The sequence below is a fragment of the Collinsella sp. An7 genome (genome assembly GCF_002159335.1).
GTDB lineage: Bacteria > Actinomycetota > Coriobacteriia > Coriobacteriales > Coriobacteriaceae > Coprousia.
In genome coordinates this window covers 87,598-109,772 of record NZ_NFHP01000003.1, presented here as the reverse complement: position 1 = coordinate 109,772, position 22,175 = coordinate 87,598, and the positions used below count along the sequence as shown (strand labels likewise).

Genomic DNA, 22,175 nt, shown 5'->3' with positions numbered 1-22,175 from the left:
ACGGCCCAGACAGAACAACGCGGTTGGCGCTTAGCGCTTCTCGGGGATGCGCGCAGCCTTGCCCACGCGATCGCGCAGGTAGTAGAGCTTGGCGCGACGCACGCGGCCGTGACGGACGACCTCGAGCTTGCCGATCTTGGGGCTGTGAAGCGGGAAGGTGCGCTCAACGCCCACGCCGAAGGAGATCTTGCGGACGGTGAAGGTCTCGCGGGCACCAGCGCCGCTCATGCGGATAACGTCACCCTGGAAGACCTGGATGCGCTCGCGGTCGCCCTCCTTGATGCGGTAATGCACCTTGACGTTGTCGCCGACGCGGACCTGGGGGATGTCCTCGCGGATCTGCTGACGCTCGATGGCGCGGATGTAGTCCATTTCTCGTTCCTTACTCTTACTCCAGAGGTGCCGCACCCGTGGGCCGACACATGGGTCTGACAAACGAAATAAGTATACGCAAGTGTTCTCAGCACGCAAGTGAGAATATGGGGACGGGTGCGTTTTTCTCAAAAGTGAGAAAAACGCACCCGTCCCCGGATTCTCACTTCTTGGCGAGTGCGCCCATGTCGGCCACGTCGGCAAAGACGGTCTCGAAGCGGTTGAGAAGCTTGAGGCGGTTCGAACGGAGCGCCGGGTCCTCGTCCATGACCATGACGTCCTCAAAGAAGCGGTCGATGGGCTCGCGGAGCGCCGCGAGCGAGGCGATGACCGCAGCGAAATCCTTCTTCTCGAGCGCAAGCGCAACGGCGTCGCGGGCGGCGTCCGTAGCGAGGAGGAGCTCGCGCTCGGCCTCGCCCATAAGCGACTCGTCAACCTCCACACCCAGCGTCGTATCGGCGAGATGGCTTGCGCGGGCGTAGGCAACGGCGAGGTTCTCAAAGGTCTCGGGGTCGCTCTCGCGCGCGTCGCGGAGCGCCTCGGCGAGCGCGAAGAAATCGGCCGGGGCGGAGACGCTGCCCGCCGAGACCGCGGTCACAACGTCGGCCGGCACGTGCGCGTCGCGCGCCATCTGCTCCATGCGGCCCTTCAAAAAACCGCACACGGCCACCGCGACCTCGTCTTTATCAAAAACGATGCCCTGCTCGGCGTACGCGTGGAGTGCGGCCGCCACAAGGGCCTCATAGCCGCAGCCCAGGCGCTCGCGCAGGATGTTGATCACGCCGATGGCCGAGCGACGGAGCGCAAACGGGTCCTTGGAGCCCGTCGGGGGCTCGCCGATGGCAAACATGCCGGCGATGGTGTCGAGCTTATCGGCCACGGCCACGATGCAACCGGCCGTGCCCTCGGGAAGGGCATCGCCGGCAAAACGCGGACGGTAGTGGTCGCGAATGGCTGCGGCCACCGCAGGCGTCTCGCCCGCAGCAAGCGCATAGTAGCCGCCCATGACGCCCTGCTGGCTCGTAAACTCCACCACCGCGCCGGATACGAGGTCGGCCTTGGCGAAGTGGGCGGCGCGCTGCGCGTCGGAGGCGGTGTTGGCGCCCACGCGCGCCTCGTGCGCGATGGCGAGGGCAAGGTCCTCGATGCGCTCAGACTTGGCAAGGACGCTCCCGAGCTTCTCCTGGAAGGCGACCTCAGCCAGACGCGAGCGGAACTCCTCGAGCGAGACCTTGAGGTCCTCGTCGTAGAAGAATTTAGCGTCGTAGAGGCGGGCGCGGACCACGCGCTCGTTGCCGTCGATGATGGTCTCGGCGCACTCGGGGCGCCCGTTGGCGACCACCACGAACTCACGGGTGAGCGCGCCCGAAGCGTCGTAGATGGGGAAATAGCGCTGGTTGGAGAGCATCGACTCGCAGATGATCTCGTGCGGGACGGCGAGGAACTCCTCATCGAAGCGTCCCACGAGCACCGTCGGCCACTCGCAGAGGTTCACGACCTCGTCGAGCACCTTCTTGGGCGTGTCGACGTGCGCGCCCGAACGCTCGGCCTCAACGCGTGCGATACCCTCGGCGATGACGGCGCGGCGGCGCTCCTCGGAGAGCACGCCGGCCTCCTCGAGCACCTGCTCGTAGACGGCGGGCTCGGCCACGACATGCTCGCCCGGCCCCAGCACGCGGTGCCCACGAGTGGTATTCCCCGAGACAACGTCTGCATAACGGACGGGCACGACCTCGCTCCCCAGGAGCACGCAGAGCCAGCGGATCGGTCGAACGAAGGTCTCGTGCGTGGAGCCCCAGCGTTGGCTGCGGTAGTTGGGCCACTCGAGCCCGGCGATCGCGCGCTCGCAGAGCGCGGAAAGGATAGGCTCGGCCGGGGCGGAGGGGATGTTCTTCTCGGCAAAGACGTACTCGCGACCGTCGGTGTCCTCGCGACGGATAAGCTCGGTCGCGGGCACGCCGCACTTGCGCGCAAAGCCTTCGGCCGCCTTGGTGGGGTTGCCGTCCGCGTCGAATGCGATGGACGCCGCGGGGCCGCGCTTGACCTCATGGACCTCGTCGGTCGCGGTGGCAACGTCCGCCACGATCACGGCAAGGCGGCGCGGCGACGAGATGACGCGCGCCTCGCCATGGGCGAGCCCGGCCTCGGAAAGGCCGCGCTCCACAAGCGGACCAAACTGCTTGACGGCGTTCATGAGCGGTGCAGAGGGCATCTCCTCGGTGCCGATCTCAAACAGGAAATCACGGGTCTCGGCCATTTACGCCACCTCCCCTTCCTGGTCGCAATCATCGGTCTTGCCCGCCACCTCGGCGAGATAGGCCTCACAGCAGGCCTTGGCAACGGTACGCACGCGCAGGATGTAGTTGGCGCGCTCGACGGCCGAAAGGGCGCCGCGCGCATCGAGGATGTTGAAGGCGTGGCTGCACTTCATGACGCAGTCGTAGGCAGGGAGCGGCAGCTTGGCTGCAAGGCAGGAGTGGCACTCGCGCTCATAGTCGTCAAACTTCTGGCGCATCATGGCCACGTCGGCAACCTCAAAGTTATAAGCCGAGAACTCACATTCGTTCTCCAGGAAAACGTCGCCGTAGGTCATGGGGGTGCCATCGGGTAGATAGCTCCACACCAGGTCGTAGACGGAATTAACGCCCTGGACGTACATGGCCAGGCGCTCGAGACCATAGGTGATCTCCACCGGCACAGGGTCGACCTCGATACCGCCCACCTGCTGGAAGTAGGTGAACTGCGTGACCTCCATGCCGTTGAGCCAGACCTCCCAGCCAAGGCCCCAGGCACCAAGCGTGGGGCTCTCCCAGTCGTCCTCGACAAAGCGAACATCGTGGTCGGCCGGGTCGATACCGATGGCCTTGAGAGAGTCGAGGTAGAGCTCCTGCGAGTTTGCCGGACTCGGCTTGAGGAGCACCTGGAACTGATAGTACTGCTGTAGGCGGTTAGGGTTCTCGCCGTAGCGACCATCCGCCGGGCGACGGCAGGGCTGCGCATAGCAGGTGCGCCACGCAGCGGGCCCAAGCGAGCGAAGGGTCGTGGCGGTGTGGAAGGTGCCGGCGCCAACCTCGGAGTCGTAGGGCTGCATGATGACGCAGCCCTGGCTGCCCCAGTACTGCTGGAGCTTGAGGATGATGTCTTGGAAGGTGAGTGCAGATGCGTTCATGCGCCTCTTCGGTCCCCTCGACGTGGTGGATAGGAAACGGTTGGTATGGTAGCCCAAGCGCCCGGTGCAAACGGCCATGAGCGGCGAGTTTTATGAGGATGACAAAGTGCCCCGTCCGCGAGCTGCGCTACTCGAGGAAGCCGATTCGATCGAGCGGCCAGTACCGCACAAAGGCGATGGCGATGATGTTGCGCTCGGGCACGGCGCCAAAGTAACGGGAGTCGGCGGAGTTGCCGCGGTTATCGCCCATCACCCACACGTATCCTTCGGGCACCGTATAGGGAAAGCGCACCGAGACGCCAGGCGCCTGCTGCGGAAGCTCGTAGGTAAGACCGGCCGCGTACGGCTCGTCGAGCTCGACGCCATCGACGTAGACCTTGCCGTCGCGCAGGTCGACCGTCTGGCCGCCCACGGCGATCACGCGCTTGACGAGGATGTCATGCTCGGCGTCGACCGTCGGGTTGGCAAAGACCACAATCTGCCCAGGCTCAACCCCCTGGCCGAGCCCGAGCGTGACCTTCTGCCCGAGCACCTGGTCGCCGACCATGATGGTGGGCTCCATCGAGCCGGTGGGAACGTAGTAGTTCTCCACCACGAAGGCCCTAAGAAAGAGCATCACCGCGCACGCGATGATAAAGATGACGATCCACTCTATGAGACCACTGAAAAAGCCCCTGCGCTCATCCATGGCGCACCTCCGACATCTCGGGCGCAGCGGCCCGTGTAGGTGTCCCGGTCTCGGCGTCGTCACACAGGACAACCTGACCGCCGGTATGCAGCTCCTCGATCAGAGCCTCCGCACGTGCCCGCTCCCCGGGTGTGAGGTCGGCCGTGGCGATAAGGTCGGGTCGCCAACGACAGGTGCGCTCGATAGCGTTGGCGCGCCGCCACTGAGCGACCTTGGCGTGGTCGCCCGAAAGCAGCACCGCCGGCGCCTCAACACCACGGAAGTCCGCCGGCCGCGTGTACTGCGCGTACTCAAGCAAGCCTCCACCGGCGCCCGTGGCAAACGACTCGTCCACGTTGCTCATCTCGTCGCCCAGTGCCCCCGGAATGAGCCGTACAACGGCGTCGGCGACGACCATGGCGCCAAGCTCACCGCCCGTGAGCACATAGTCGCCGATAGAAAGACGCTCGTCGGCAAAGGCGTAGGCGCGCTCGTCGATTCCCTCGTAGCGCCCACAGACAAAGAGCAGGCGCTCCTCATGGCTCAGCCGTTCGGCAACCGATTGGGTAAAGGGTGTGCCGCACGGGGTGAAGAAGACAACGTGCGGACGCGGCCCCTCGGCAGAGATGCTCTCGAGCGCCTCGGCGATAGGGGTCACCTTCATGAGCATGCCCTGGCCGCCGCCAAAGGGGGCATCGTCGACCGTGCGGTGCCGGTCGTGCGTCCAGTCCCGGAGGTCGTAGGCGCAAAAGTCAAAGAGACCCGCACGGCGCGCGCGGCCCAAGATGGAGGTCGACATCACGGGCTCAAACATCTCGGGAAAGACCGAGAGGGCCTCGATCAGCATGTCGCCTCCTCCCCCGCCGCGCTCCGAGGCGGCTCTACGTCGATCAGACCGTTCATGATGCGGACGGAAATGGTGCCGTCGGCGGGAAGCTCCTCCACGACCTCATCGATCACGGGGATGAGCACCTCGCCATAGGGACCACCGTCCACGACCCATACGTCGTTGGCGGGATTCTCGAGCACGTCGACCACGGTGCCGAGCGCGCCGTAGCGGGCGTCGACCACGGGCCGACCGCGCAGCTCCTCAACCGACGCCTCGAGCGGACCAAGGTCGAGGTCGGCGTCGCGTGCGAGCACATAGCATCCCGCGATTGCCTCCGCGTCGGTCATGGAGTCGATGCCCGAGAAGCGCACGAGCGCCTCCCGCCCAAGCTCGCTCACGTCCTCCACGGTGCAGAAGCGGTCGCGCTCGAGGGCGGGCGGCGTAAGCGCCACGGTGAGCCCCCGACGCACAACGAGAGGGAGGCCGCGCACCGGAACGACGGCGACCTCCCCCCGCTTGCCGTGCGGGCGTACCACACGGGCGATATTTCGATACCGGATAGGCAAGGTACTCTAACCCAGAACCTCGACCTCAACGGCCGTCCCCAGACGGGCCGCAAGGGCACGCGCGAGCGTGCGGATGGCCTTGATGGTGCGACCGTGCCGTCCGATGACCTTGGCGACATCGGACTCGGCCACGGAAACCTCGATCGTGGAGGCATCCGCGCGGTCGATGACCTCGAGGCTCACGGCGTCCGGATCGTCGACGATGCTCACCACGAGGTACTCCACCAGATCGGCGATGCGATCGGAGAGCAACTCCTCGCCCTCGAGCACGTCGGTGAGCTCCTCAGACACGCCTTACTCCTCGGCGCCCTCGGCCTCGGCGGCCTTAGCAGCCTCGGCCTCCTTGGCGAGCTGCTTCTTGGACTTCTTAACGGCAGTCTCGGCCTTGGGGCCCTCCTCGGCGGCCTTGATGAGCGCAGCCACGGCATCGGTCACCTGGGCGCCCTTGCCGCGCCACTCATTGATCTTCTCGATGTCGAGGTCGATGGTCTTGGGGTTGGTGAGCGGGTTGTAGCGGCCCACCTCCTCGATCAGACGACCATCGCGGGGCGAACGGGAATCGGCGACCACGACACGGTAGTACGGACGCTTCTTAGAGCCGTGACGGGCGAGACGAATCTTGACTGCCAATGAAAACTCCTCCAACCAGGCAGCCCAAGCGGCTGCAACGACAGACAAACAAGATGGAATGATACGCCAACGGATGGGCTTGTGCCCTGCCAACGCGCAGGAACTTCGGGATTTCCGCAGGCGGACCACATATTACGCGATTCTGGAGAAGTTGCAAGGGGCGGGTCGTGGGCAGATGAACCCCCAGCGTGCCAAGGCGGCCGCCACCCCCCCCGCGCACGCTCGCCCTACGATCACGCACGCCGCCAAAACGCGATTTGCTCACCCGTTGCGCATTATGGGACCCGATTCTGCACAAACGGCGCGTGAACGGTAAAACGGAAAGGCACAAACGGTGGGTGAACGGCAAAAGGCGCGTGAGGGGGAAATCGGCAACGCGACTGCGTCAGTCGCGCGGCTTGTTCTGATTGAGGAACTTGTCCGGGCGCACGATGTCGCTCCCAAAGCGCGCCGCACGTCCAAAACTCACCGAGGCGTTGCCAAAGCGCTCGCGCACCCGGTCCATGGCAACAGCGAGGTCGCGCCGATCGCTCGACATGGCTCCGCGCTCGTCCACCTCGCAGAACAGGTCGGTTTGCACGCCGCCCTCCTGCGCAAAGTCGCTCACACCCACCCCGAGGAGGCGCACCGGCATGCCGGGCTGCCAGATGGTATTGAGAAGCTCGCGAGCCACAGGCACAAAGAGGTTCTCGTCATCGGTGGGGTGCGGGAGCTTGCGTTGGGCGGTGTGGCCCGAGCCGTAGGTATACCTCAGCTTGACGGTGACCGTACGGCCCGCAAGGCCCTTCCTCCGCAGACGGCGCCCCACCGACTCCCCCAGCAGGGCGAGCGCAGCCTCCACGTCGGCGCGCTCGGTAAGGTCGTGGGCAAAGGTGCGCTCGTTGCTGACCGACTTGACGTCGTCGGGCGCATCGACCGCGGAGACCGAGCTCACCTCGCGGCCCGCCGCCCTGAGACGCATGGCCTCTGCATTGGTTCCAAACACGGGACGCAGCCGCTCAAGGGGTGCCTGCGCAAGCGCGCCCAAGGTGTGGATACCGGCCCGCTTAAGCGCTGTCTCCGCCGAGCCGCCGATACCGCTCATGGCACGCACGGGAAGCGGGGCCAGAAAGGCCGCCTCGGTACCGGGGAGCACGACCGTAAGGCCACGGGGCTTATCGCGCTCGCTCGCGATTTTGGCCACCGTCTTGTTGCAGCCGAGGCCGATCGAACAGGTGATGCCGAGCTCTGCAACACGCGCCGAGATGCGCTGCGCGATGGAGATGGGGCTCTCGCGCGAGAATCGACCCGGGGTGATGTCAAAGAAGGCCTCGTCAATGGAGACCTGGTCGATATAAGGGGTCTCATCGGCAAGGATCGCCATGACCTTTGCGCTCATCTCGCGATAGCGGTCGAAGTGCCCGTGGGTCCAGATGGCGTTGGGACAGAGCCGCTTTGCCTGCGCCGATGGCATGGCCGAGTGGACGCCATAGGGGCGCGCCTCATAGGAAGCCGTGGAGACCACGCCCCGCTCGTCGGGCGATCCGCCGACGATCACGGGCTTGCCGCGCCATTCGGGATGATCGAGCTGCTCGACGCTCGCAAAGAAGGCATCGAGGTCCATGAGGCCGATAGCCGGCCCCTCCCACCCGGCGAACAGCCCGGACATGCCAAGCTGCGCATCCACAGAACCGTATGTCTGTTCGATAGCATCCATGCATCGAGTATAGCAGCTGAGAGCAACAAAACCAGACCGGCCGCCCCGCCCTCACAAAGCGACGGCACAGCCGGTCAATGGGTCAGTTGGGGACGTGATGGGTCAGTTGGGGACGTGTTCCAAGTGACCCATTTTAACCCCGTCCCAAAATGGTCATATCCCTAATCCGTCACGGAAGCGAGGAGGCCAGAGAGGGTCCAGGTCGGCGCGAAACGGTGGAGGGATAGGCCTTCCGTTAATTCCGAAATATTAGTTCCGTCACGGAAGCGAGGAGACGTGAGGTGCCCCAGGTTGCCACGAAGTGAGGAGGCATAGGCCTAAGGGCCATGCCTCCGAAGCTGAGCGGCAAGATGGGGTGCCTCACGCCTCCGCAGCATCGACCCGCGGAGCGTCGGCCCACAGCTTCTCCAGCCGATAGTACTCGCGCGCCTCGGGCGTAAAGACGTGTACGATCACCGAGCCGTAGTCCATGAGAATCCACGTGCGCTCGTCGCGCCCCTCAATGGAGAACGGGTGCTCGCCGCACTGCTTGGCTACGCGCTCCTCGATCTCGTCCACCACAGCATCGACGAGCCGTGCGTTGGAGCCCGACATGATCACAAAGTAGTCGCACACGTCGGAGAGCTGGCTCAGGTCGAGCACGAGCACGTCGTCGGCCTTCTTATCATCGCCGGCACATGCCGCCACGAGGGCAACCTCGCGTGCGTCCACGCCACGGCTCGAGAGCGAAGCGGCACCGCGGTCGGACGTGGCGGCAAAGCTCGCATCCCGGTCCACGGAAAGCTCAGGGGTTTGGGTCTCGATCATCTCGTCGCTCATGCGTTGCCTTTCTGGTTCAGAACGTAATGGTTGTAGATGGTGATAGCGGTTGGATACAGGTATCGGCCGGTCTCGAGCACGTAAACAAGACCCTGCGTAAACGAGCGGAAGAAGAGCTCGTCAAGGCTCACCTCGCCCACAAGGTCCCGCAGCACCTCGGCATAGTCGCCCCGGCGGTTGGGCTCGATCGCGTCCGCCACAAAGACCACCATGTCGAGTGGGGTCATGTCGCAGGCGGCCGTGGTGTGACGCGCCACCGCCTGAAAGACCCCGGCGGGAAGCTCGGGAAAGAGCTCCGGGAGCTCGCGGGCGGCCACGGGGCCGTGCAGAAGCGGGGTCGCGAGCGCAGGCGAGCCCTCGATGGGTACCTGGTAGCGGATGGCACGCGCCACAAGCTCATCGTCGGCGAGGACCTTGTCCCAGTCGTGCACGAGGCCAGCGGCATAGGCCTCAAAAACATCGACCCCGTACACAGCCGCAAGCGAGGCAGCCGTCTGGGCAACCCCGAGCGAATGCCGGTGCCGCTTTGGAGCGTCCTTCATTCGCACCGCGAGCAAACCGCGAATCCGCTCGCACACGGCTTCCTGCTCCGGCGGGAAAGAGATGCCGTCCTCCCCCATCATCCAATCTCGGCTCATGGCAGCCTCCTAACCCTCGGGCACCGGCATGCGGTAGAGCCCGTTTTTGTGCATGTACCCGATCACCGACTCACTCGTAAGATAGCGCGCGCTCTTGCCCAGCCTCACGCGGTCGCGGATGTTGGTGGAACTGATGGCGAGCGCGGGGATCTGGATATAGCGGACGTCGAAGTGAATGCCCGAGCGCGCGATGCGAGCTTGCGCCTGCTCGATGTCGTACCCCGGGCGGGTCGCGGCGATGAGCGTGGCCAAGCTCGCGATCGAAGCAGCGTCGTGCCAGCTCACGATATCGAGGATGGCATCGGCACCGGTGATGAAGTAGAGACGAACGTTGGCCGGGTAGTGGGCACGAAGCGCCTTTAAGGTGTCCACCGTGTAGGTCACGCCGGGCCGGTCGATCTCAAAGCGGCTCGCGTAAAACGCGGGGTTCGCCGCGGTGGCGAGCACCGTCATCGCATAGCGGTCCTCCGGGCTCGTCACGGTTCGGTCCTGCTTAAATGCGGGGCTCCCCGCTGGCATAAAAAGCACAAGGTCGAGGTTGAGCGCCTCGCGCGCCTGCTCGGCGGTAACGAGATGCCCGTAGTGGATGGGGTCGAACGTACCGCCCATGATCCCGAGGCGGTACTCCCTACCCGGATCCCGCCCGAGCTCGGGCAGCTGCTGCGAACGCGTGCTCACGCCGTCCTCCTTGCGCCTAGGCCGACGCCGGTCCCGCGGCGTCCTCGTGCCCCAGCATACCATCGGCCGCGTCGCCCAAGGCGTCCTCACCGGCAGGCGTCGCGTCGTCCGCGGCGAGCGACTCATCCGGCGCTACCTCGTCGAGGTACTCCTCGGCGCCCTCAAAGGTAAAGGCACGACCCACGATGCGCACCTCGTCGCCGGGGCGGCACCCCGCCTTCTCGAGCGCATCGTCCACGCCCATGCGCGCAAACCGGTGCTGGAGGTAGATCAGCGCCTCCTCGTTATCCCAATCGGTCTGCACCACGAGGCGCTCCACCTGCGTGCCCAGCACGCGATAGACGCCCGGTTCCTCGCAGACCACCTGGAACCGCTTCTCGCGCGCCTGACGGCGACGCTCCCAGCGATCGCTTAGCTCAGGCTCGGGCGCCTCCTCGGCAAGTGCACGACGAAGCTCCGCCACCTGCTCACCGACGGCGAGCATGAGCGTCTGCAGGCCCGCGCCCGTAACGGCAGAGACGGCAAAGAAACGACGCCCGTCGGCCGCGACCGCACGCCTGAGCTCGGCTATGCGCTCCTCCATGCCCGAAACGTCGCACTTGTTGGCCACGACCATCTGCGGACGGTCGGCAAGCTCGGTAGCGTAGCGCCTGAGCTCTTCGTTGATGACGTGGTAGTCCTCAACCGGGTCGCGCCCCTCAAAGCCGCCCGTGATGTCGATGACGTGCATGATGAGGGCGGTGCGCTCGATATGACGCAAGAACTGGTGCCCGAGACCCTTGCCCTCGCTCGCCCCCTCGATAAGACCCGGCACGTCGGCTACAACGTAGCTGTACTCCCCGGCGCGCACAACACCCAGGTTAGGCACGAGCGTGGTGAAGGGGTAATCGGCAATCTTGGGGCGTGCGGCGCTCATGCGGGCAATCAGCGAGCTCTTGCCAACCGAGGGAAAGCCCACAAGGGCGGCGTCGGCCATGAGCTTCATCTCAAGCTCGATCCAATGGTCCTGTGCCGGCTCGCCGAGCTGGGCAAAGGCGGGAGCACGACGCACCGAGGTCACAAAGTGCGTGTTGCCGAGCCCGCCGGCGCCACCCGGGGCAACCACGACGCGCTCGCCATCGTGGGTGAGGTCGGCGATCTCGAAGAGCGGCTCCTGGGTATCGGGGTCGAGTTCGCGCACGACGGTGCCCACGGGGACCTTGAGGATGAGGTCCTCGCCGTCGCGGCCGTCCTTGCGGGCACCGCGGCCGTGCGTGCCGCGCTCGGCCTTGAAGTGGTGCTTGTAGCGGTAGTCAATGAGCGAGGAGAGCTGTGACGACGCCTCGATGATGACGTCGCCTCCGCGCCCGCCGTCCCCTCCGTCGGGGCCGCCCTTGGGCACGTGCGCCTCGCGGCGGAACGACATGCAGCCCGCGCCGCCGTCGCCGCCCTTTACGTTAATGCGTGAGAGATCGGTGAACTGAGACACGGTCCCCTCGCTTTCATATAACAAGAGACCCCCGCTCGCGCAAGGGTCTCTCTGGCCTATGGCAAATTATGAAGGGTAGCTCTTAAGCCTCGACAGCCTCGGCGGCGGGAACCACACTCACGCGGTGCTTGGTGCCCTTGTGATACTGAACGGTACCATCCACGAGGGCAAAGAGCGTATCGTCCTTGCCGCGGCCAACGTTGAGGCCGGGGTGGATGTGAGTGCCGCGCTGACGAACGAGAATCGTGCCCGTGGTCACGGTCTGACCGGCAAAGCGCTTGCAACCAAGACGCTGCGCGCGGGAGTCACGGCCGTTGCGGGAGGAACCGAGTCCTTTTTTGTGTGCCATGTCTGTACCTGCTCTTTCAAATGAACGGCGTGTGCTTACTCAGCTGCCGGGGCCTCGGCCTCAGCGGTCTTCTTCGCAGCGCGCGAGGTGGCCTGGACCTTGGTAATCTTCAGCTTGGTGAGCTGCTGACGATGACCCTTGAGGCGACGATAGCGCTTGCGCTTCTTGAACTTGAAGACGAGCTGCTTCTCACCCTTGAACTGGTCGACGATCTCGGCCGTGACCTTGGCCTTGGCGAGCTTTGCGGCGTCGGTGACGATCTTCTTGCCATCGTTGAGGAAGATGACGGGGAGCTCGACCTTGGTGCCGACCTCGCCCTCGAGCTTCTCGACGGTGATGACGTCGTCGGTGGCGACTTTGTACTGCTTGCCGCCGGTGGAAACGATTGCGTACATTCTCTAGACCCTTCATGCATCTGTTAGTGCAACAGCCGGATATGTTAGCAGCCGGCCGCACGCGCGTCAACGACCATTCTCGGCAAATTCCCTGCATACACACAACTTGCCCGCGAATGCCGCTGCGGGGGTTGGGCGAGGTCGGGGTAGCCGGGCGTTCCCCGGGCGTTCGGCGCCTTCGGCTCGCTTCGCGACTCGCCCCCAAGGGGACACCCGACCCCACGGGAGACCGGCAACGAGGATGTTAGAGCGGGTCGACGCGGTTGCCGGATTCGTCCTCGCCGTACTGATCTATGCGCTCCACCTCGGCGCGCTCAAAGTTGGCGAGGTGCGGAATGCCTGTCGACACGATCGGCTCGTCGGAGTCACCTGCGCCAAAGCGCGCATCCCAGGCCGAGAGGAGAATCTCGGGTCTGAGTGATCCGGCATTGCTCGAGCGCGTCTTGAGCTCAAGGACAAACCCAGCATCGTCGGCACGCGCCTCAAGTTTGGCCTCAGTCAGAAGCGCTGCGAGGTCGAGCGTCTTCTCCTTGTGACCGCGCAGGTAACGGATCGTCCCCTCGGCAATAAGCCCATCGAGTGCGGCGCGCGCGGCGGGAAGCAGCTCTGCGGCTGAGCGAACCCCGGTAAGGGAAAGGTCGATCCGATAGTCTTGGCGCGTGACGAGCAGTCCCAGCGTCTCGGCACGCATGTCGACGTAGCCCGCCTGCCGCGGTGCAAGGTCCGCAGGCGTGGCCGCGACCAGCCCCGCCAGGGCTTCGTCAGCCGGCACATACTCGGTGAGCACCAAGTCGTACCACTCGCAGATGCTCGACGTCCCCACCGGCAAAGCCGCGGTAAAGGCCACGCGCATGTGCGGCGAGAAGCCCTGCGTCACCGCATAGGGCAGACCGGCACGGCGGACGCTTCGCTCAACGGTGCGGGCAACCTCCAAATGACCGAGATAGCGCAGGCGCCCCTGCTTAACGTAGCGGACACGCAGACGAAAGAGCGTCGGTTCGATCGGCATCAGACACGCACCCCCATAAGCTCGTTCTGTGCGTCGAGCGTCGAGCAGACCCCGCAGCCCGTGCAGCTCTCGCGTGTGCAATCGGCCGTCGTCTTACCCTCAAGGGAGCGACGCCACTCGCGTTCCAAAAAGCCCCGCGACACGCCCGGGCTCGTGTGCTCCCACGGCAGGCGCGCCTCGAGCGGGAAGGTCTCGTGGGCAACCTCGCGCAGGTCGATACCGCACGCACGGGCGGCCTCCTCCCACCGGGCAAGGTCAAAGTGCTCGGTCCACGCGTCAAAGCGCTGTCCACGCTGCCATGCGCCCAATATCACCGGGGCGAGATCGCGCCCGCCGCGCGAGAGGACGGCCTCGATGAGCGAAGTAGCTGCGTCGTGGTAGTGCACACGTACCTGCTTATTGCGCACGCTGTGGATAAGGAGCTGCTGGCGGCGGCGCACCTCATCGTCGTCAAGCTGCGCGCACCACTGGAAGGGCGTCCACGCTTTGGGGATAAAGACCGCCACCGATACCGAAACCGAAAGGCCGCCGCGCTGGCCCTTGGGCAGCACCTCGCGACCGATCTCGAGCACCCGGTCGGCAAGCTCGGCGATGGCCACAATGTCCTCGTCCGTCTCGCCAGGGAGCCCCATCATGAAGTAGAGCTTCACGCGGTGCCAGCCGGCCTCAAAGCCCGCCCGCACGGCTCGCTCGAGGTCCTCCTCGGTGACGTTCTTGTTGATGATGTCGCGCAGGCGCTGGCTACCCGCCTCGGGGGCAAAGGTGAGCCCGCCCTTCTTCTCGCCCGCCACGGCGAGCGCCATCTCAACGCCAAAGGCATCGAGGCGCTGCGAGGGCACCGAGACCGAGATGCCCGTGCCTTCGAGCCTTCGGTTCAGGCGCGAGAGAATCTCCTTGCAGGCGGAGTGGTCGGTCGTGGAGAGCGAGGTGAGCGAGACCTCGTCGTAGCCCGTGCGCGCAAGGCCCTGCACCACCGAGGAGACCACCTGGTCGGCCGAGCGTTCGCGAACGGGACGGTAGGTGATGCCCGCCTGGCAGAAGCGGCAGCCACGTGCGCACCCGCGCAGCACCTCGACGGAGAGGCGGTCGTGCACGAGCTCGGTATAGGGCACGATGGACTGCGAAAGCGGATCGGTCTCGCCAAAGTTGGTGGCGACGCGCTTATAAATGACCTCGGGCGCACCGGAGCCCGGCTTGGGCACGGTGTAGCCCCAGCGCGTGCACGGCTCCTCGTGCGAGACCTCGTAGAGCGAGGGCACGTAGGTTCCCGGCACCTCAGCGAGCCCGCGGAGAATCTCGGCGCGCGAGGCCCCCGCATCGCGGAGCTCCCGGTGGCGCTCGCACACCTCAACGATCGACTCCTCGCCCTCGCCGATGAGCAGGGCGTCAAAGAAGGCGGCATAGGGCTCGGGGTTGTAGACCGAGGGACCGCCCGCAACCACAATGGGATCGTCCTCGCCGCGGTCCTCGGCCATAAGCGGAATGCCCGCGAGGTCGAGCCCCTCAAGGAAGTTGGTCACGGCCATCTCGTGCGGGATGTGAAAGCCCACGATATCAAAGGATGCCACGGGGGCCGCGCCCTCGAGCGAAAGCAGCGGCACGTGCGCCGCGCGCATGGCGTCGGCCATGTCAACCCACGGGATGTAGCCGCGCTCGCACGAGATACCCGCGGCCTGGTTGAGCGCCGCGTAGAGAATGGCGATGCCCTGGTTGGGCAGACCGACCTCATAGGTGTCGGGGTAGATGAGGCATGCCCGGTAGTCGGCGTCGGCGTGGGAACGGGTGCCCCACTCGTGGTTGAGATAGCGGCTCGGCTTCTCCACCTTGGCCAGCAACGGCTCGATCTCGGCAAAGCGATTCTCGTAGGCAACGCGCACGATTAGGCCCTCCCCTCGGCCCCGGCGGAGCGGACGGAGGCAACAGCAGAGACCGCCCCCGCGCCTGCGTTCGAGGCGGCGTCGGCCGCTTGCCGCGCCACCGTGGCACCGCGGCGGACGGCCGTGCGCGCCCCCGAGAACGCCTCTCCAAGAATCTCGTTCATCCGCTCGTAGTCGAGCCCGCGCGTATAGAGCGCTGCGAGCGCCATGCCCATCCCGTAGGTGCCAAAGCCACCGATGAGTCCCTTGACCACAAAGGCAAGACGCGGGACCTGACCGCAAACCGCGCGCGAGATGCCACGGAGCACCAGACCCGACACAAGCACGCCGGCGATCTCGTACCCGCGCTCGGGGCGCATGCGGTAACCATAGGTCGAGGCGAGCTTGAGCGCCATCCCCGCCTCGGCAAAGGCCATCACGGGGAAGTTCGAACCCGGCATAAAGACGAGCACGCCCGTGGCCATGTTGGCGAGCGCGGTGGTGGTGACGATGCGGTTGGCAGCGGCCTCGCGCATAAAGGGGAAATTCGCGGCAAAGGCCGAGTCCTTGTCCGTGCGGTCGAGGATCCACCGCGCGAGCGCGTCGCGCAGATGCGCGGGGTCGCTCGCGCAGATCAGCCCGAGGAGCGGCGTGTCAGCCTCGATAAAGGGCGCCTCAACGCTCGACTCGGCCACCACGCAGACGGGTGCGCCACCGATTACGAGGCGCTGAACGGCATCCTCAAGCACATCGGACCCGGAGGTCAGTACGAGCACGACGTCGGTATCGGCCTTGGGCGGCACCGGGTCGGCCGCAAGACGCTCCACGCGCACGAGAGCGGACGTTGTCTGAGGCACAAACGCATCGCGCACCGCGGCCACCATGCCGTGCGGGGCGGTAGCGTCGACGTAGACGGCCACGCGCACCGGCGTATCGGACTCGAGCGTCGCATCCATACCGAGCCTGAGGGCCTTGATAAAGCTGCTCAGGGGAAGCTGTTCCCAGGGGATCTTCATATCGCTCCCTTCGTTGAGGGTTACCCGAATCTAGGCGGCCTTGCTCCTGCAGCGCCAGCACGACTGCACGATGCCTACCGCGATGCACTGGGCGATCATAGAAGATGACCCAAAGCTGATAAACGGCAGTGGGATGCCCGTGATGGGCATGAGGCCGATGCACATGCCGATGTTCTCAAAGATCTGGAACATCCACATGCCGACGATCCCCACGCAGACGAGCCTGAGAAAGAGGTTGTCGCTCTTTACCGCAACGCGGATGGTGGAGAGCATAAGCAGGGCAAAGAGGCCAAGTACGAGCACCGCACCGGCAAAGCCAAAGGTCTCGGAGAGCAGGGCAAAGACAAAGTCGGTATGCGCCTCGGGGAGAAACCCCGAGCCCGACTGCGTGGCGTTGCCGATGCCCTTGCCAAAAAAGCCGCCCGAACCCACCGCGATGAGCGACTGCAGGAGGTTATACGCCTCGTCGCTCTGCCCGGACGCGGGGTCGATGAAGACGAGCAGGCGGTTCATCTGATAGTTCTTGATGAGCGAGACCGAGTCGTCAAAGACGCTGTCGATGATCGAATCCGTAGCCAAGATGAGCGAGACGAGGCCGATGATGAGCGCGATGGTCGAGAGCACCCACTCTTTGCGCGCCCCGCTCATCATGATCACAATCGCCCCGGAGAAGAAGACCACGAGCGAGCTGCCCAAGTCGCCCTGAATGATGATGCAGATAAACGGCACGGCGAGCATGGCACAGAGTTTGATGTAATCGCGCACCGTGTCGATCTTGCCGTTGTATTGCGCCCCGAGCGACGCCATGAAGAACACGGTGAGGAGCTTGGCGATCTCGACCGGCTGGAAGGTGAGGCCGATGAGCGGCACGCGAATCCAACCCGTCATGCCCTGCGCGTTATGCGAGAGGCCCGGCACAAAGGGCAGAAAGATGCAGACGATGTCGGCCACAAGGAGCACCGTCGAGATGTTGGCGAGGTTGCGCAGATCGGTACGCCAGACAGCGATGGCGCAGATAATGCCAAGGCCCATGCCCAAGAGATGCCGCGGAAAGGAGGCGTCGGCGATGGTGAGCGAGGCCGACCACACCACGAGCGCGCCGAAGGCCATGAGCCCCACCCAGGCGGCAAGCACCCCCATCTGCACGGTGGAGCGCCAGCTCCCTTTGGCCGAACTCATGGAGCGGTTGACGCGCTTAAGGCTCCCCTGGGCGCGCGTTGTCGAACTTGCAGGCATAGACGCTCCTCCCTACCGCACCGAGCTGTTGCCGGCCGAGGACGAGTCGTCCGGCGCGCTGTAGATGGCGCCGAGCACGTCGCGCACAGCGCGCAAGGCCGTACTGGAGCCGCCTCCGCCCTGCTCGAGCACGCAGGCGACGACGTACTTGGGGTCGTCGGCGGGCGCATAGGCGCAGAACCACGCGTAGTCGTCCTCACCCGTCTTCTGGCCGGTACCCGACTTGGCGGCAACCTCAACGGGCAGGCTGTTAAAGTGCGCCGCCGTGGCGGCGTCGGTGGAGTAGACCATGTCGTGCAGTCCGCCGCGCACGAGCGCAAGATCGGCATCGCTGTTGATGGAGGCGGTGAGCCGCTCCTTGGAGCCCGTACCGTTGTAACGGTAGGCGTCGCCCTCGCCATCGCGCGAGACGGCCGAGTAGAGGATGTGCGGGGTGTACTCCACACCGCCCGTGGCAAGACCCGCATAGACGCAGGCCATCTGCAACGGGGTGACGAGAATGTCGCCCTGGCCGATGACGATGTTGGTCATATCGCCGGCGTTCCAGGCGCGCTGCTCGGCCGGCCAGCTCGAGAAGTACTCCTCCTTCCACGCGGCATCGGGCACACGTCCCGCTGCCTCACTCGGAAGGTCGACCCCCGTCTTGGAGCCGAGGCCCCAGCGCCTAAACATCTCCTGCAGCCCCTCGGGGTTCTTGTCGTTGTAGAAGAAGTCGCGGCCGATGTCGTAGAAGACCGGGTCGCAGGAGTTGGCGATACCCGATTGCAGCGTCATGGTGCCGTGGCCCGTGGTGAGCCAGCAGGCCTTGCCGTTGGCCTCGCCGTTGCCCGTCCACCAGCCGGTGCAGTTGGTGGTGCGGGTGCTCGAGTAGATACCGTACTCCAACCCGGCGAGGGCAGAGAGCGGCTTGATGGTGGAAGCGGACATGTACTGACCGTTGATAGCGCGGTTAAGGAGCGGCGTGCCGCTGTCCTCGCTGTTGAGCTGGCCCCACACCTCTGAGGAAACGCCGCCCACAAAGACGCTCGGGTCAAAGGACGGCGCGCTCGCAAGGCCCAAGATCTCGCCGTTGGTGGGATCGATGCACACGCACGCGCCGGCGCCCGCGTTCTCGTACCCGGCGTTCTGGGCAACCTCGATCGCATGCGCAAGGCCCTGCTCGCAGGCCTGCTGAATCGTCACATCGAGCGTGAGGCGAATATCCGAGCCGGCACGCGCCTCCACCGAGGAGTTCTGGCCGGTCACGTTGCCTGTAGCGTCAACCGTGACCTCCTGCTCGCCCTTGATACCCTGGAGGAGCGACTCGTACTGGTACTCCACACCGGCCTGACCCACCACGTCGCCCGAGCTATAGGTGATGCGGTTGGCGGCCTCGGGATCGTCCGCCTCGTCCTTCTCCTGGGCATCGAGTTGCTCTTGGGTGATGGTGCCCGTATAGCCGAGCACGTGCGCGGCGAGCGTGCCGTAGGGGTACTGCCGCTCGGTGCGCTCGTCGACCTCCACGCCGTCAAAGTCGGCGGCGTGCTCCTGGATAAAGGCAACCGTGGAGCGGCGCACGTCGGTGGCGATGGTATGGCGCGCTTGAGCGCCCTCGGTGTTGTCCTGGATGTTGCGGAGCGCGGCTACGTAGGGAATGCCGAGCACGTTTGCCAAGTGCCGCACGAGCACGGTGTCGTCGGCGAGGTCGCGGTAGGCGGTGACGGCAAGCGAGGGGCGGTTGGTGACGAGCGCGACACCGTTGCGGTCGAGAATGCGGCCGCGGGGCGCCGAGGTGCGCACGGTGCGGGTCTGGTTCTGCTGGGCAAGCGTGTCGTAGTAGTCGGAGCTTACCATCTGCATGCTCCAGAGCTTGACCACGAGCGCCGAGAACATGGCGCCCACGCCGGCCATGAGTAGGCGGAAGCGCCCCTTATAGGTTACGCCGAGGGTGTTGCCCTCCCCCTCCGACGCCCGCGGACGCGTGCCCGTCTTGGTGTCGTAGGTGTACTTACCGGAGTACCCCCGCAAAAAGATAAGCGAGCCAACCACCGCAACCAAGAGGATGAGGCCCGCGATAAGAACGATGAGCTGGGCATTCATGAGCTCGCTCCTAGCGGATCGATTTATAGCGCGTCCCCTTGCCACGCGCCGAGAAGCCGCGGCCCGTGCTCGAGCCGCCTCCAAGTCCTAGTACAAAGAGAGCCCCTACCGCAGACGAGAGCACACCCGTTACCACGCCGTGCACCAGAAGTCCCGTAAGGAGGCTACCCTCGATGCCCATGATCACAAGCGCCAGCCCATAAATCACACATTCCAGAACGACGGTGATCGCAAGAAGTTGGAACGAACGCGCGCTGAGCCCACCGCCCATCCCGGCGGACATGCTCGCCAGCACAAACGAGCCGATGGTGAGCACAAGCGTCATAAGGCCCACGGGCACGGCCGCGGTAAGGTCGTAGCAAAGGCCCGAAATAAACCCTGCGATAACCGCGGGGCCCGCCTCGCCCTGGAGCGCCACGGCGCAGGCGAAGGCCGCCATAAAGTTGATACGCCCGCCAAAAAGGGCGATCTGCGGGCCGAGCGCCACCTGGAGGATGAAGGCGATGAGACCGGCAACAACAACCGAGCGCCGTCCACGGCCGGTGTCGCGATGATCGAGCGGCATGCTACTCCCCCTCTCCAGCGTCTGTGTCTGCGCCCGCGTCGGCATTGCCATCAGAAGCGGCGTTGTCGGTGCGAGCCGTGCCCTGCGGAGCGTCGTTGGCCGAGGCGACCTCGTCATCGGTCGCGGTCTGCTCCTCGGTGAGCGAGGTGATCACGAGGACCTCCTCGTTGTTCTCGGTTCGAGAGGCCGGGTTGACGATGATGGTGTAGTACGTGTCGTTGGACGCCTTGGAAACGGAGGCGACGGTGCCGATCGGCAGGCCCTTGGGGTACACCCCGCCGATGCCGGAGGTGATGATGATGTCGCCCTCCTGCACGTCCGAATCAACCGATACGTATTCCATGCGGAGCGTTCCGTCGGGCTGACCCTGGACCATCCCCTGCGCACGCGTGTCCTGCACCATAGCCGAGATGCCCGAGGCCTCGTCGGTCACCAGACGTACGGTGGCGGCGTTGGGCGCAACCTCGATGATCTGCCCAATCACGCCGGCAGAGTTGGCGACCGGCATGTTGACGGCGAGCCCGTCGGCAGAGCCCTTGTCGATCGTGACGGTCTGGCTCCACGCGTCGGACGACTGGCCGATGATACGGGCAGCCGTGGACTGGAGGTTATAGGTGGACTGCAGGCCCAGAAGGCCCTCGAGGCGCTGGGCAGTGGCCTCGGCCTCAGAAAGCTCGGCCACACGCGCGGTGAGCTCGGCGTTCTCCTTCTCGAGCTCGTCGAGGGTCGCGCGCGACGCGGTGAGGTTGCCAAAGACGTTGCCGAGCGCGTTGAAGGGCGACGCCACGGCGCTGCCCAGAAGGCGCACCGGCGTGGTGACGGTCGTCACGCCCGAGCGCAGTGTATGGATCGGGCCGGCATCCCCCTCACGCAGATAGAACGTGAGCAGGAGGACCGACACGATAGACAGGACAATCAACGGGCGCAAACCCGTCGACTGTCGTTTGGGATGCAAATTTGAGGAGTAGCCCTGATACTTCGGCAAGCGCTACGACCCTCCCTTACGCGTTGCTCTGCACGAAGCCGCCGTCAAAGGCGTTGGCCTCGAGCACGCGAGCGCAGCCGTTGACCACGTTGTCGAGCGCGGTGGGGCTCACGTTGACGGCAACGCCGGTCTCGTCGCGCAGGCGTACATCGAGCCCGCGGAGCAGCGCACCGCCGCCGGTGAGGAGGATACCGTAGTACATGAGGTCGGAGGCGAGGTCGGGCGGCGTGGCGTCGAGCGCGTCCTTGACCGCCTTGGTCATCTCGTCGAGCGGCTTCTGGAGCGCTCGGCGAATCTCCTCGCTCTCGATGCGCACCGTCTTGGGCAGACCGGAGATAACGTCGCGGCCATTGACCTCAACGTCGAGCTCGTCTTTGAGGGGCACGGCGGAGCCGACTTTGATCTTGATGTCCTCGGCCGTGCGCTCGCCGATGGCAAGGTTGTAGGCGTCACGGACGTGCGAGAGAATCGACTGGTCAAACTCATCACCGGCCACGCGGATGGAGCGCGAGACCACGATGCCGCCCATGGCGATAACGGCGACCTCGGTGGTGCCGCCGCCGATATCGATGACCATCGAGCCCGTGGGTTCCTCGACGGGCAGGTCCGCGCCGATGGCCGCCGCCATGGGCTCCTCGATGAGGTAGGCCTGGCGGGCACCGGCAGAGATCGTCGCCTCAAAGACAGCGCGCTTCTCCACCGAGGTCACGCCCGAGGGGACGCAGACCACCACGCGGGGGCGCGGCGTCCAGGGATAGCGCTTCTCGCTCGCCTTATCGATAAAGTAGCGCAGCATCGCCTCGGTGACGTCGAAGTCGGCGATGACGCCGTCTTTGAGGGGGCGCACGGCGACGATGTTGCCGGGGGTGCGGCCGAGCATGCGCTTGGCCTCGATGCCCACGGCAAGGATGCGCTCGTCGTTCTTATCGATGGCAACCACGGAGGGCTCGCGAATGACGATGCCCTTGCCGCGGACCGAGACCAGCGTGTTGGCGGTGCCGAGGTCGATGGCGAGGTCGCCGGCATACTGGCCAAAAAGCATATCCGTCAGAGAAAACAAAGCAGCTCCCCAGAAGCTCGCGAATCAATGTGCGTGGGCACCCCGCGAGGGGCGTCTCTGGGCTAGTGTAGAGCAAAGGCCGCACCCGCTCAG

23 protein-coding genes are annotated in these 22,175 nt (G+C 65.2%); all 23 read right to left on the bottom strand.

What is annotated here, in order from left to right:
• Positions 1–30: 30 nt before the first annotated feature.
• On the bottom strand, positions 31–372 hold the full coding sequence (gene rplS, locus B5G20_RS04355) for a 50S ribosomal protein L19 (protein ID WP_087203723.1): 342 nt from the start codon (positions 370–372) through the stop codon (positions 31–33).
• Between the two features lie 163 nt (positions 373–535).
• Entirely contained in the window at positions 536–2,629 is a 2,094-nt protein-coding gene (gene glyS / locus B5G20_RS04350; RefSeq protein WP_087355420.1) for a glycine--tRNA ligase subunit beta, read from the bottom strand.
• A complete protein-coding gene (locus tag B5G20_RS04345) occupies positions 2,630–3,541 on the bottom strand; it encodes a glycine--tRNA ligase subunit alpha (RefSeq protein ID WP_087355419.1) in 912 nt (303 codons plus the stop codon). It abuts the gene before it with no gap.
• Positions 3,542–3,668: 127 nt separating this feature from the next.
• A complete protein-coding gene (lepB, locus tag B5G20_RS04340) occupies positions 3,669–4,229 on the bottom strand; it encodes a signal peptidase I (RefSeq protein ID WP_087355418.1) in 561 nt (186 codons plus the stop codon).
• Positions 4,222–5,055, bottom strand: coding sequence for a tRNA (guanosine(37)-N1)-methyltransferase TrmD (trmD, locus tag B5G20_RS04335; RefSeq protein WP_087355415.1), 834 nt, complete (start codon positions 5,053–5,055; stop codon positions 4,222–4,224). Before trmD ends, lepB begins: the two co-directional genes overlap by 8 nt.
• Positions 5,049–5,573, bottom strand: a complete 525-nt coding sequence (locus B5G20_RS04330; protein WP_239286888.1) for a PRC-barrel domain-containing protein — start codon at positions 5,571–5,573, stop codon at positions 5,049–5,051. The genes trmD and B5G20_RS04330 overlap by 7 nt, the downstream gene beginning before the upstream one ends.
• 36 nt (positions 5,574–5,609) lie before the next feature.
• A complete protein-coding gene (locus tag B5G20_RS04325; protein WP_087355411.1) occupies positions 5,610–5,894 on the bottom strand; it encodes a KH domain-containing protein in 285 nt (94 codons plus the stop codon).
• A gap of 3 nt (positions 5,895–5,897) precedes the next feature.
• The gene (rpsP, locus tag B5G20_RS04320) at positions 5,898–6,233 is read right to left on the bottom strand and encodes a 30S ribosomal protein S16 (RefSeq protein ID WP_087355408.1); all 336 of its coding nucleotides are present in this window, start codon (positions 6,231–6,233) and stop codon (positions 5,898–5,900) included.
• 385 nt (positions 6,234–6,618) lie between these two features.
• Positions 6,619–7,881 (bottom strand): DNA polymerase IV, encoded by a 1,263-nt coding sequence (dinB, locus tag B5G20_RS04315; RefSeq protein ID WP_087355803.1) that lies wholly within the window; start codon positions 7,879–7,881, stop codon positions 6,619–6,621.
• 408 nt (positions 7,882–8,289) lie between these two features.
• Positions 8,290–8,748 (bottom strand): ribosome silencing factor, encoded by a 459-nt coding sequence (gene rsfS / locus B5G20_RS04310; protein WP_087355406.1) that lies wholly within the window; start codon positions 8,746–8,748, stop codon positions 8,290–8,292.
• Positions 8,745–9,368 (bottom strand): bis(5'-nucleosyl)-tetraphosphatase (symmetrical) YqeK, encoded by a 624-nt coding sequence (gene yqeK, locus B5G20_RS04305; protein WP_087355802.1) that lies wholly within the window; start codon positions 9,366–9,368, stop codon positions 8,745–8,747. The genes rsfS and yqeK overlap by 4 nt, the downstream gene beginning before the upstream one ends.
• A gap of 27 nt (positions 9,369–9,395) precedes the next feature.
• Positions 9,396–10,064: a nicotinate-nucleotide adenylyltransferase gene (gene nadD / locus B5G20_RS04300; RefSeq protein ID WP_239286871.1), complete on the bottom strand. Its 669-nt coding sequence runs from the start codon at positions 10,062–10,064 to the stop codon at positions 9,396–9,398.
• A 16-nt stretch (positions 10,065–10,080) separates the two neighbouring features.
• Entirely contained in the window at positions 10,081–11,532 is a 1,452-nt protein-coding gene (gene obgE / locus B5G20_RS04295; RefSeq protein WP_087355402.1) for a GTPase ObgE, read from the bottom strand.
• A gap of 82 nt (positions 11,533–11,614) precedes the next feature.
• Positions 11,615–11,881 carry a 50S ribosomal protein L27 gene (rpmA, locus tag B5G20_RS04290; protein WP_087355400.1) on the bottom strand — a complete coding sequence of 89 codons (267 nt, stop codon included), beginning with the start codon at positions 11,879–11,881 and terminating at the stop codon, positions 11,615–11,617.
• A gap of 35 nt (positions 11,882–11,916) precedes the next feature.
• On the bottom strand, positions 11,917–12,276 hold the full coding sequence (rplU, locus tag B5G20_RS04285; protein WP_087355398.1) for a 50S ribosomal protein L21: 360 nt from the start codon (positions 12,274–12,276) through the stop codon (positions 11,917–11,919).
• Positions 12,277–12,520: 244 nt separating this feature from the next.
• On the bottom strand, positions 12,521–13,285 hold the full coding sequence (locus B5G20_RS04280) for a TIGR03936 family radical SAM-associated protein (protein ID WP_087355397.1): 765 nt from the start codon (positions 13,283–13,285) through the stop codon (positions 12,521–12,523).
• Entirely contained in the window at positions 13,285–15,162 is a 1,878-nt protein-coding gene (locus B5G20_RS04275; RefSeq protein WP_087355395.1) for a TIGR03960 family B12-binding radical SAM protein, read from the bottom strand. The genes B5G20_RS04280 and B5G20_RS04275 overlap by 1 nt, the downstream gene beginning before the upstream one ends.
• Positions 15,163–15,164: 2 nt before the next feature.
• Positions 15,165–16,157, bottom strand: a complete 993-nt coding sequence (locus tag B5G20_RS04270) for a hypothetical protein (protein ID WP_204207646.1) — start codon at positions 16,155–16,157, stop codon at positions 15,165–15,167.
• Positions 16,158–16,187: 30 nt separating this feature from the next.
• Positions 16,188–17,393, bottom strand: coding sequence for an FtsW/RodA/SpoVE family cell cycle protein (locus B5G20_RS04265; RefSeq protein WP_087355393.1), 1,206 nt, complete (start codon positions 17,391–17,393; stop codon positions 16,188–16,190).
• Positions 17,394–17,405: 12 nt separating this feature from the next.
• Positions 17,406–19,472: a penicillin-binding protein 2 gene (mrdA, locus tag B5G20_RS04260; protein WP_087355391.1), complete on the bottom strand. Its 2,067-nt coding sequence runs from the start codon at positions 19,470–19,472 to the stop codon at positions 17,406–17,408.
• A 10-nt stretch (positions 19,473–19,482) separates the two neighbouring features.
• The gene (locus B5G20_RS04255; protein ID WP_087355390.1) at positions 19,483–20,037 is read right to left on the bottom strand and encodes a hypothetical protein; all 555 of its coding nucleotides are present in this window, start codon (positions 20,035–20,037) and stop codon (positions 19,483–19,485) included.
• 1 nt (position 20,038) lies between these two features.
• A complete protein-coding gene (gene mreC / locus B5G20_RS04250) occupies positions 20,039–20,956 on the bottom strand; it encodes a rod shape-determining protein MreC (RefSeq protein ID WP_343283989.1) in 918 nt (305 codons plus the stop codon).
• Positions 20,957–21,038: 82 nt separating this feature from the next.
• Positions 21,039–22,064, bottom strand: a complete 1,026-nt coding sequence (locus B5G20_RS04245; protein WP_087355801.1) for a rod shape-determining protein — start codon at positions 22,062–22,064, stop codon at positions 21,039–21,041.
• Between the last annotated feature and the right edge of the window lie 111 nt (positions 22,065–22,175).

Bases quoted from the DNA above. Each gene is read 5' to 3' on its own strand.
- rpmA (WP_087355400.1), bottom strand. From the start codon at position 11,881: ATGGCACACAAAAAAGGACTCGGTTCCTCCCGCAACGGCCGTGACTCC.
- B5G20_RS04265 (WP_087355393.1), bottom strand. From the start codon at position 17,393: ATGCCTGCAAGTTCGACAACGCGCGCCCAGGGGAGCCTTAAGCGCGTC.
- B5G20_RS04280 (WP_087355397.1), bottom strand. From the start codon at position 13,285: ATGCCGATCGAACCGACGCTCTTTCGTCTGCGTGTCCGCTACGTTAAG.
- yqeK (WP_087355802.1), bottom strand. From the start codon at position 9,368: ATGGGGGAGGACGGCATCTCTTTCCCGCCGGAGCAGGAAGCCGTGTGC.
- rplU (WP_087355398.1), bottom strand. From the start codon at position 12,276: ATGTACGCAATCGTTTCCACCGGCGGCAAGCAGTACAAAGTCGCCACC.
- glyS (WP_087355420.1), bottom strand. From the start codon at position 2,629: ATGGCCGAGACCCGTGATTTCCTGTTTGAGATCGGCACCGAGGAGATG.
- lepB (WP_087355418.1), bottom strand. From the start codon at position 4,229: ATGGATGAGCGCAGGGGCTTTTTCAGTGGTCTCATAGAGTGGATCGTC.
- dinB (WP_087355803.1), bottom strand. From the start codon at position 7,881: ATGTCCGGGCTGTTCGCCGGGTGGGAGGGGCCGGCTATCGGCCTCATG.
- B5G20_RS04345 (WP_087355419.1), bottom strand. From the start codon at position 3,541: ATGAACGCATCTGCACTCACCTTCCAAGACATCATCCTCAAGCTCCAG.
- B5G20_RS04255 (WP_087355390.1), bottom strand. From the start codon at position 20,037: ATGCCGCTCGATCATCGCGACACCGGCCGTGGACGGCGCTCGGTTGTT.
- mrdA (WP_087355391.1), bottom strand. From the start codon at position 19,472: ATGAATGCCCAGCTCATCGTTCTTATCGCGGGCCTCATCCTCTTGGTT.
- trmD (WP_087355415.1), bottom strand. From the start codon at position 5,055: ATGCTGATCGAGGCCCTCTCGGTCTTTCCCGAGATGTTTGAGCCCGTG.
- B5G20_RS04245 (WP_087355801.1), bottom strand. From the start codon at position 22,064: ATGCTTTTTGGCCAGTATGCCGGCGACCTCGCCATCGACCTCGGCACC.
- rsfS (WP_087355406.1), bottom strand. From the start codon at position 8,748: ATGAGCGACGAGATGATCGAGACCCAAACCCCTGAGCTTTCCGTGGAC.
- rplS (WP_087203723.1), bottom strand. From the start codon at position 372: ATGGACTACATCCGCGCCATCGAGCGTCAGCAGATCCGCGAGGACATC.
- B5G20_RS04270 (WP_204207646.1), bottom strand. From the start codon at position 16,157: ATGAAGATCCCCTGGGAACAGCTTCCCCTGAGCAGCTTTATCAAGGCC.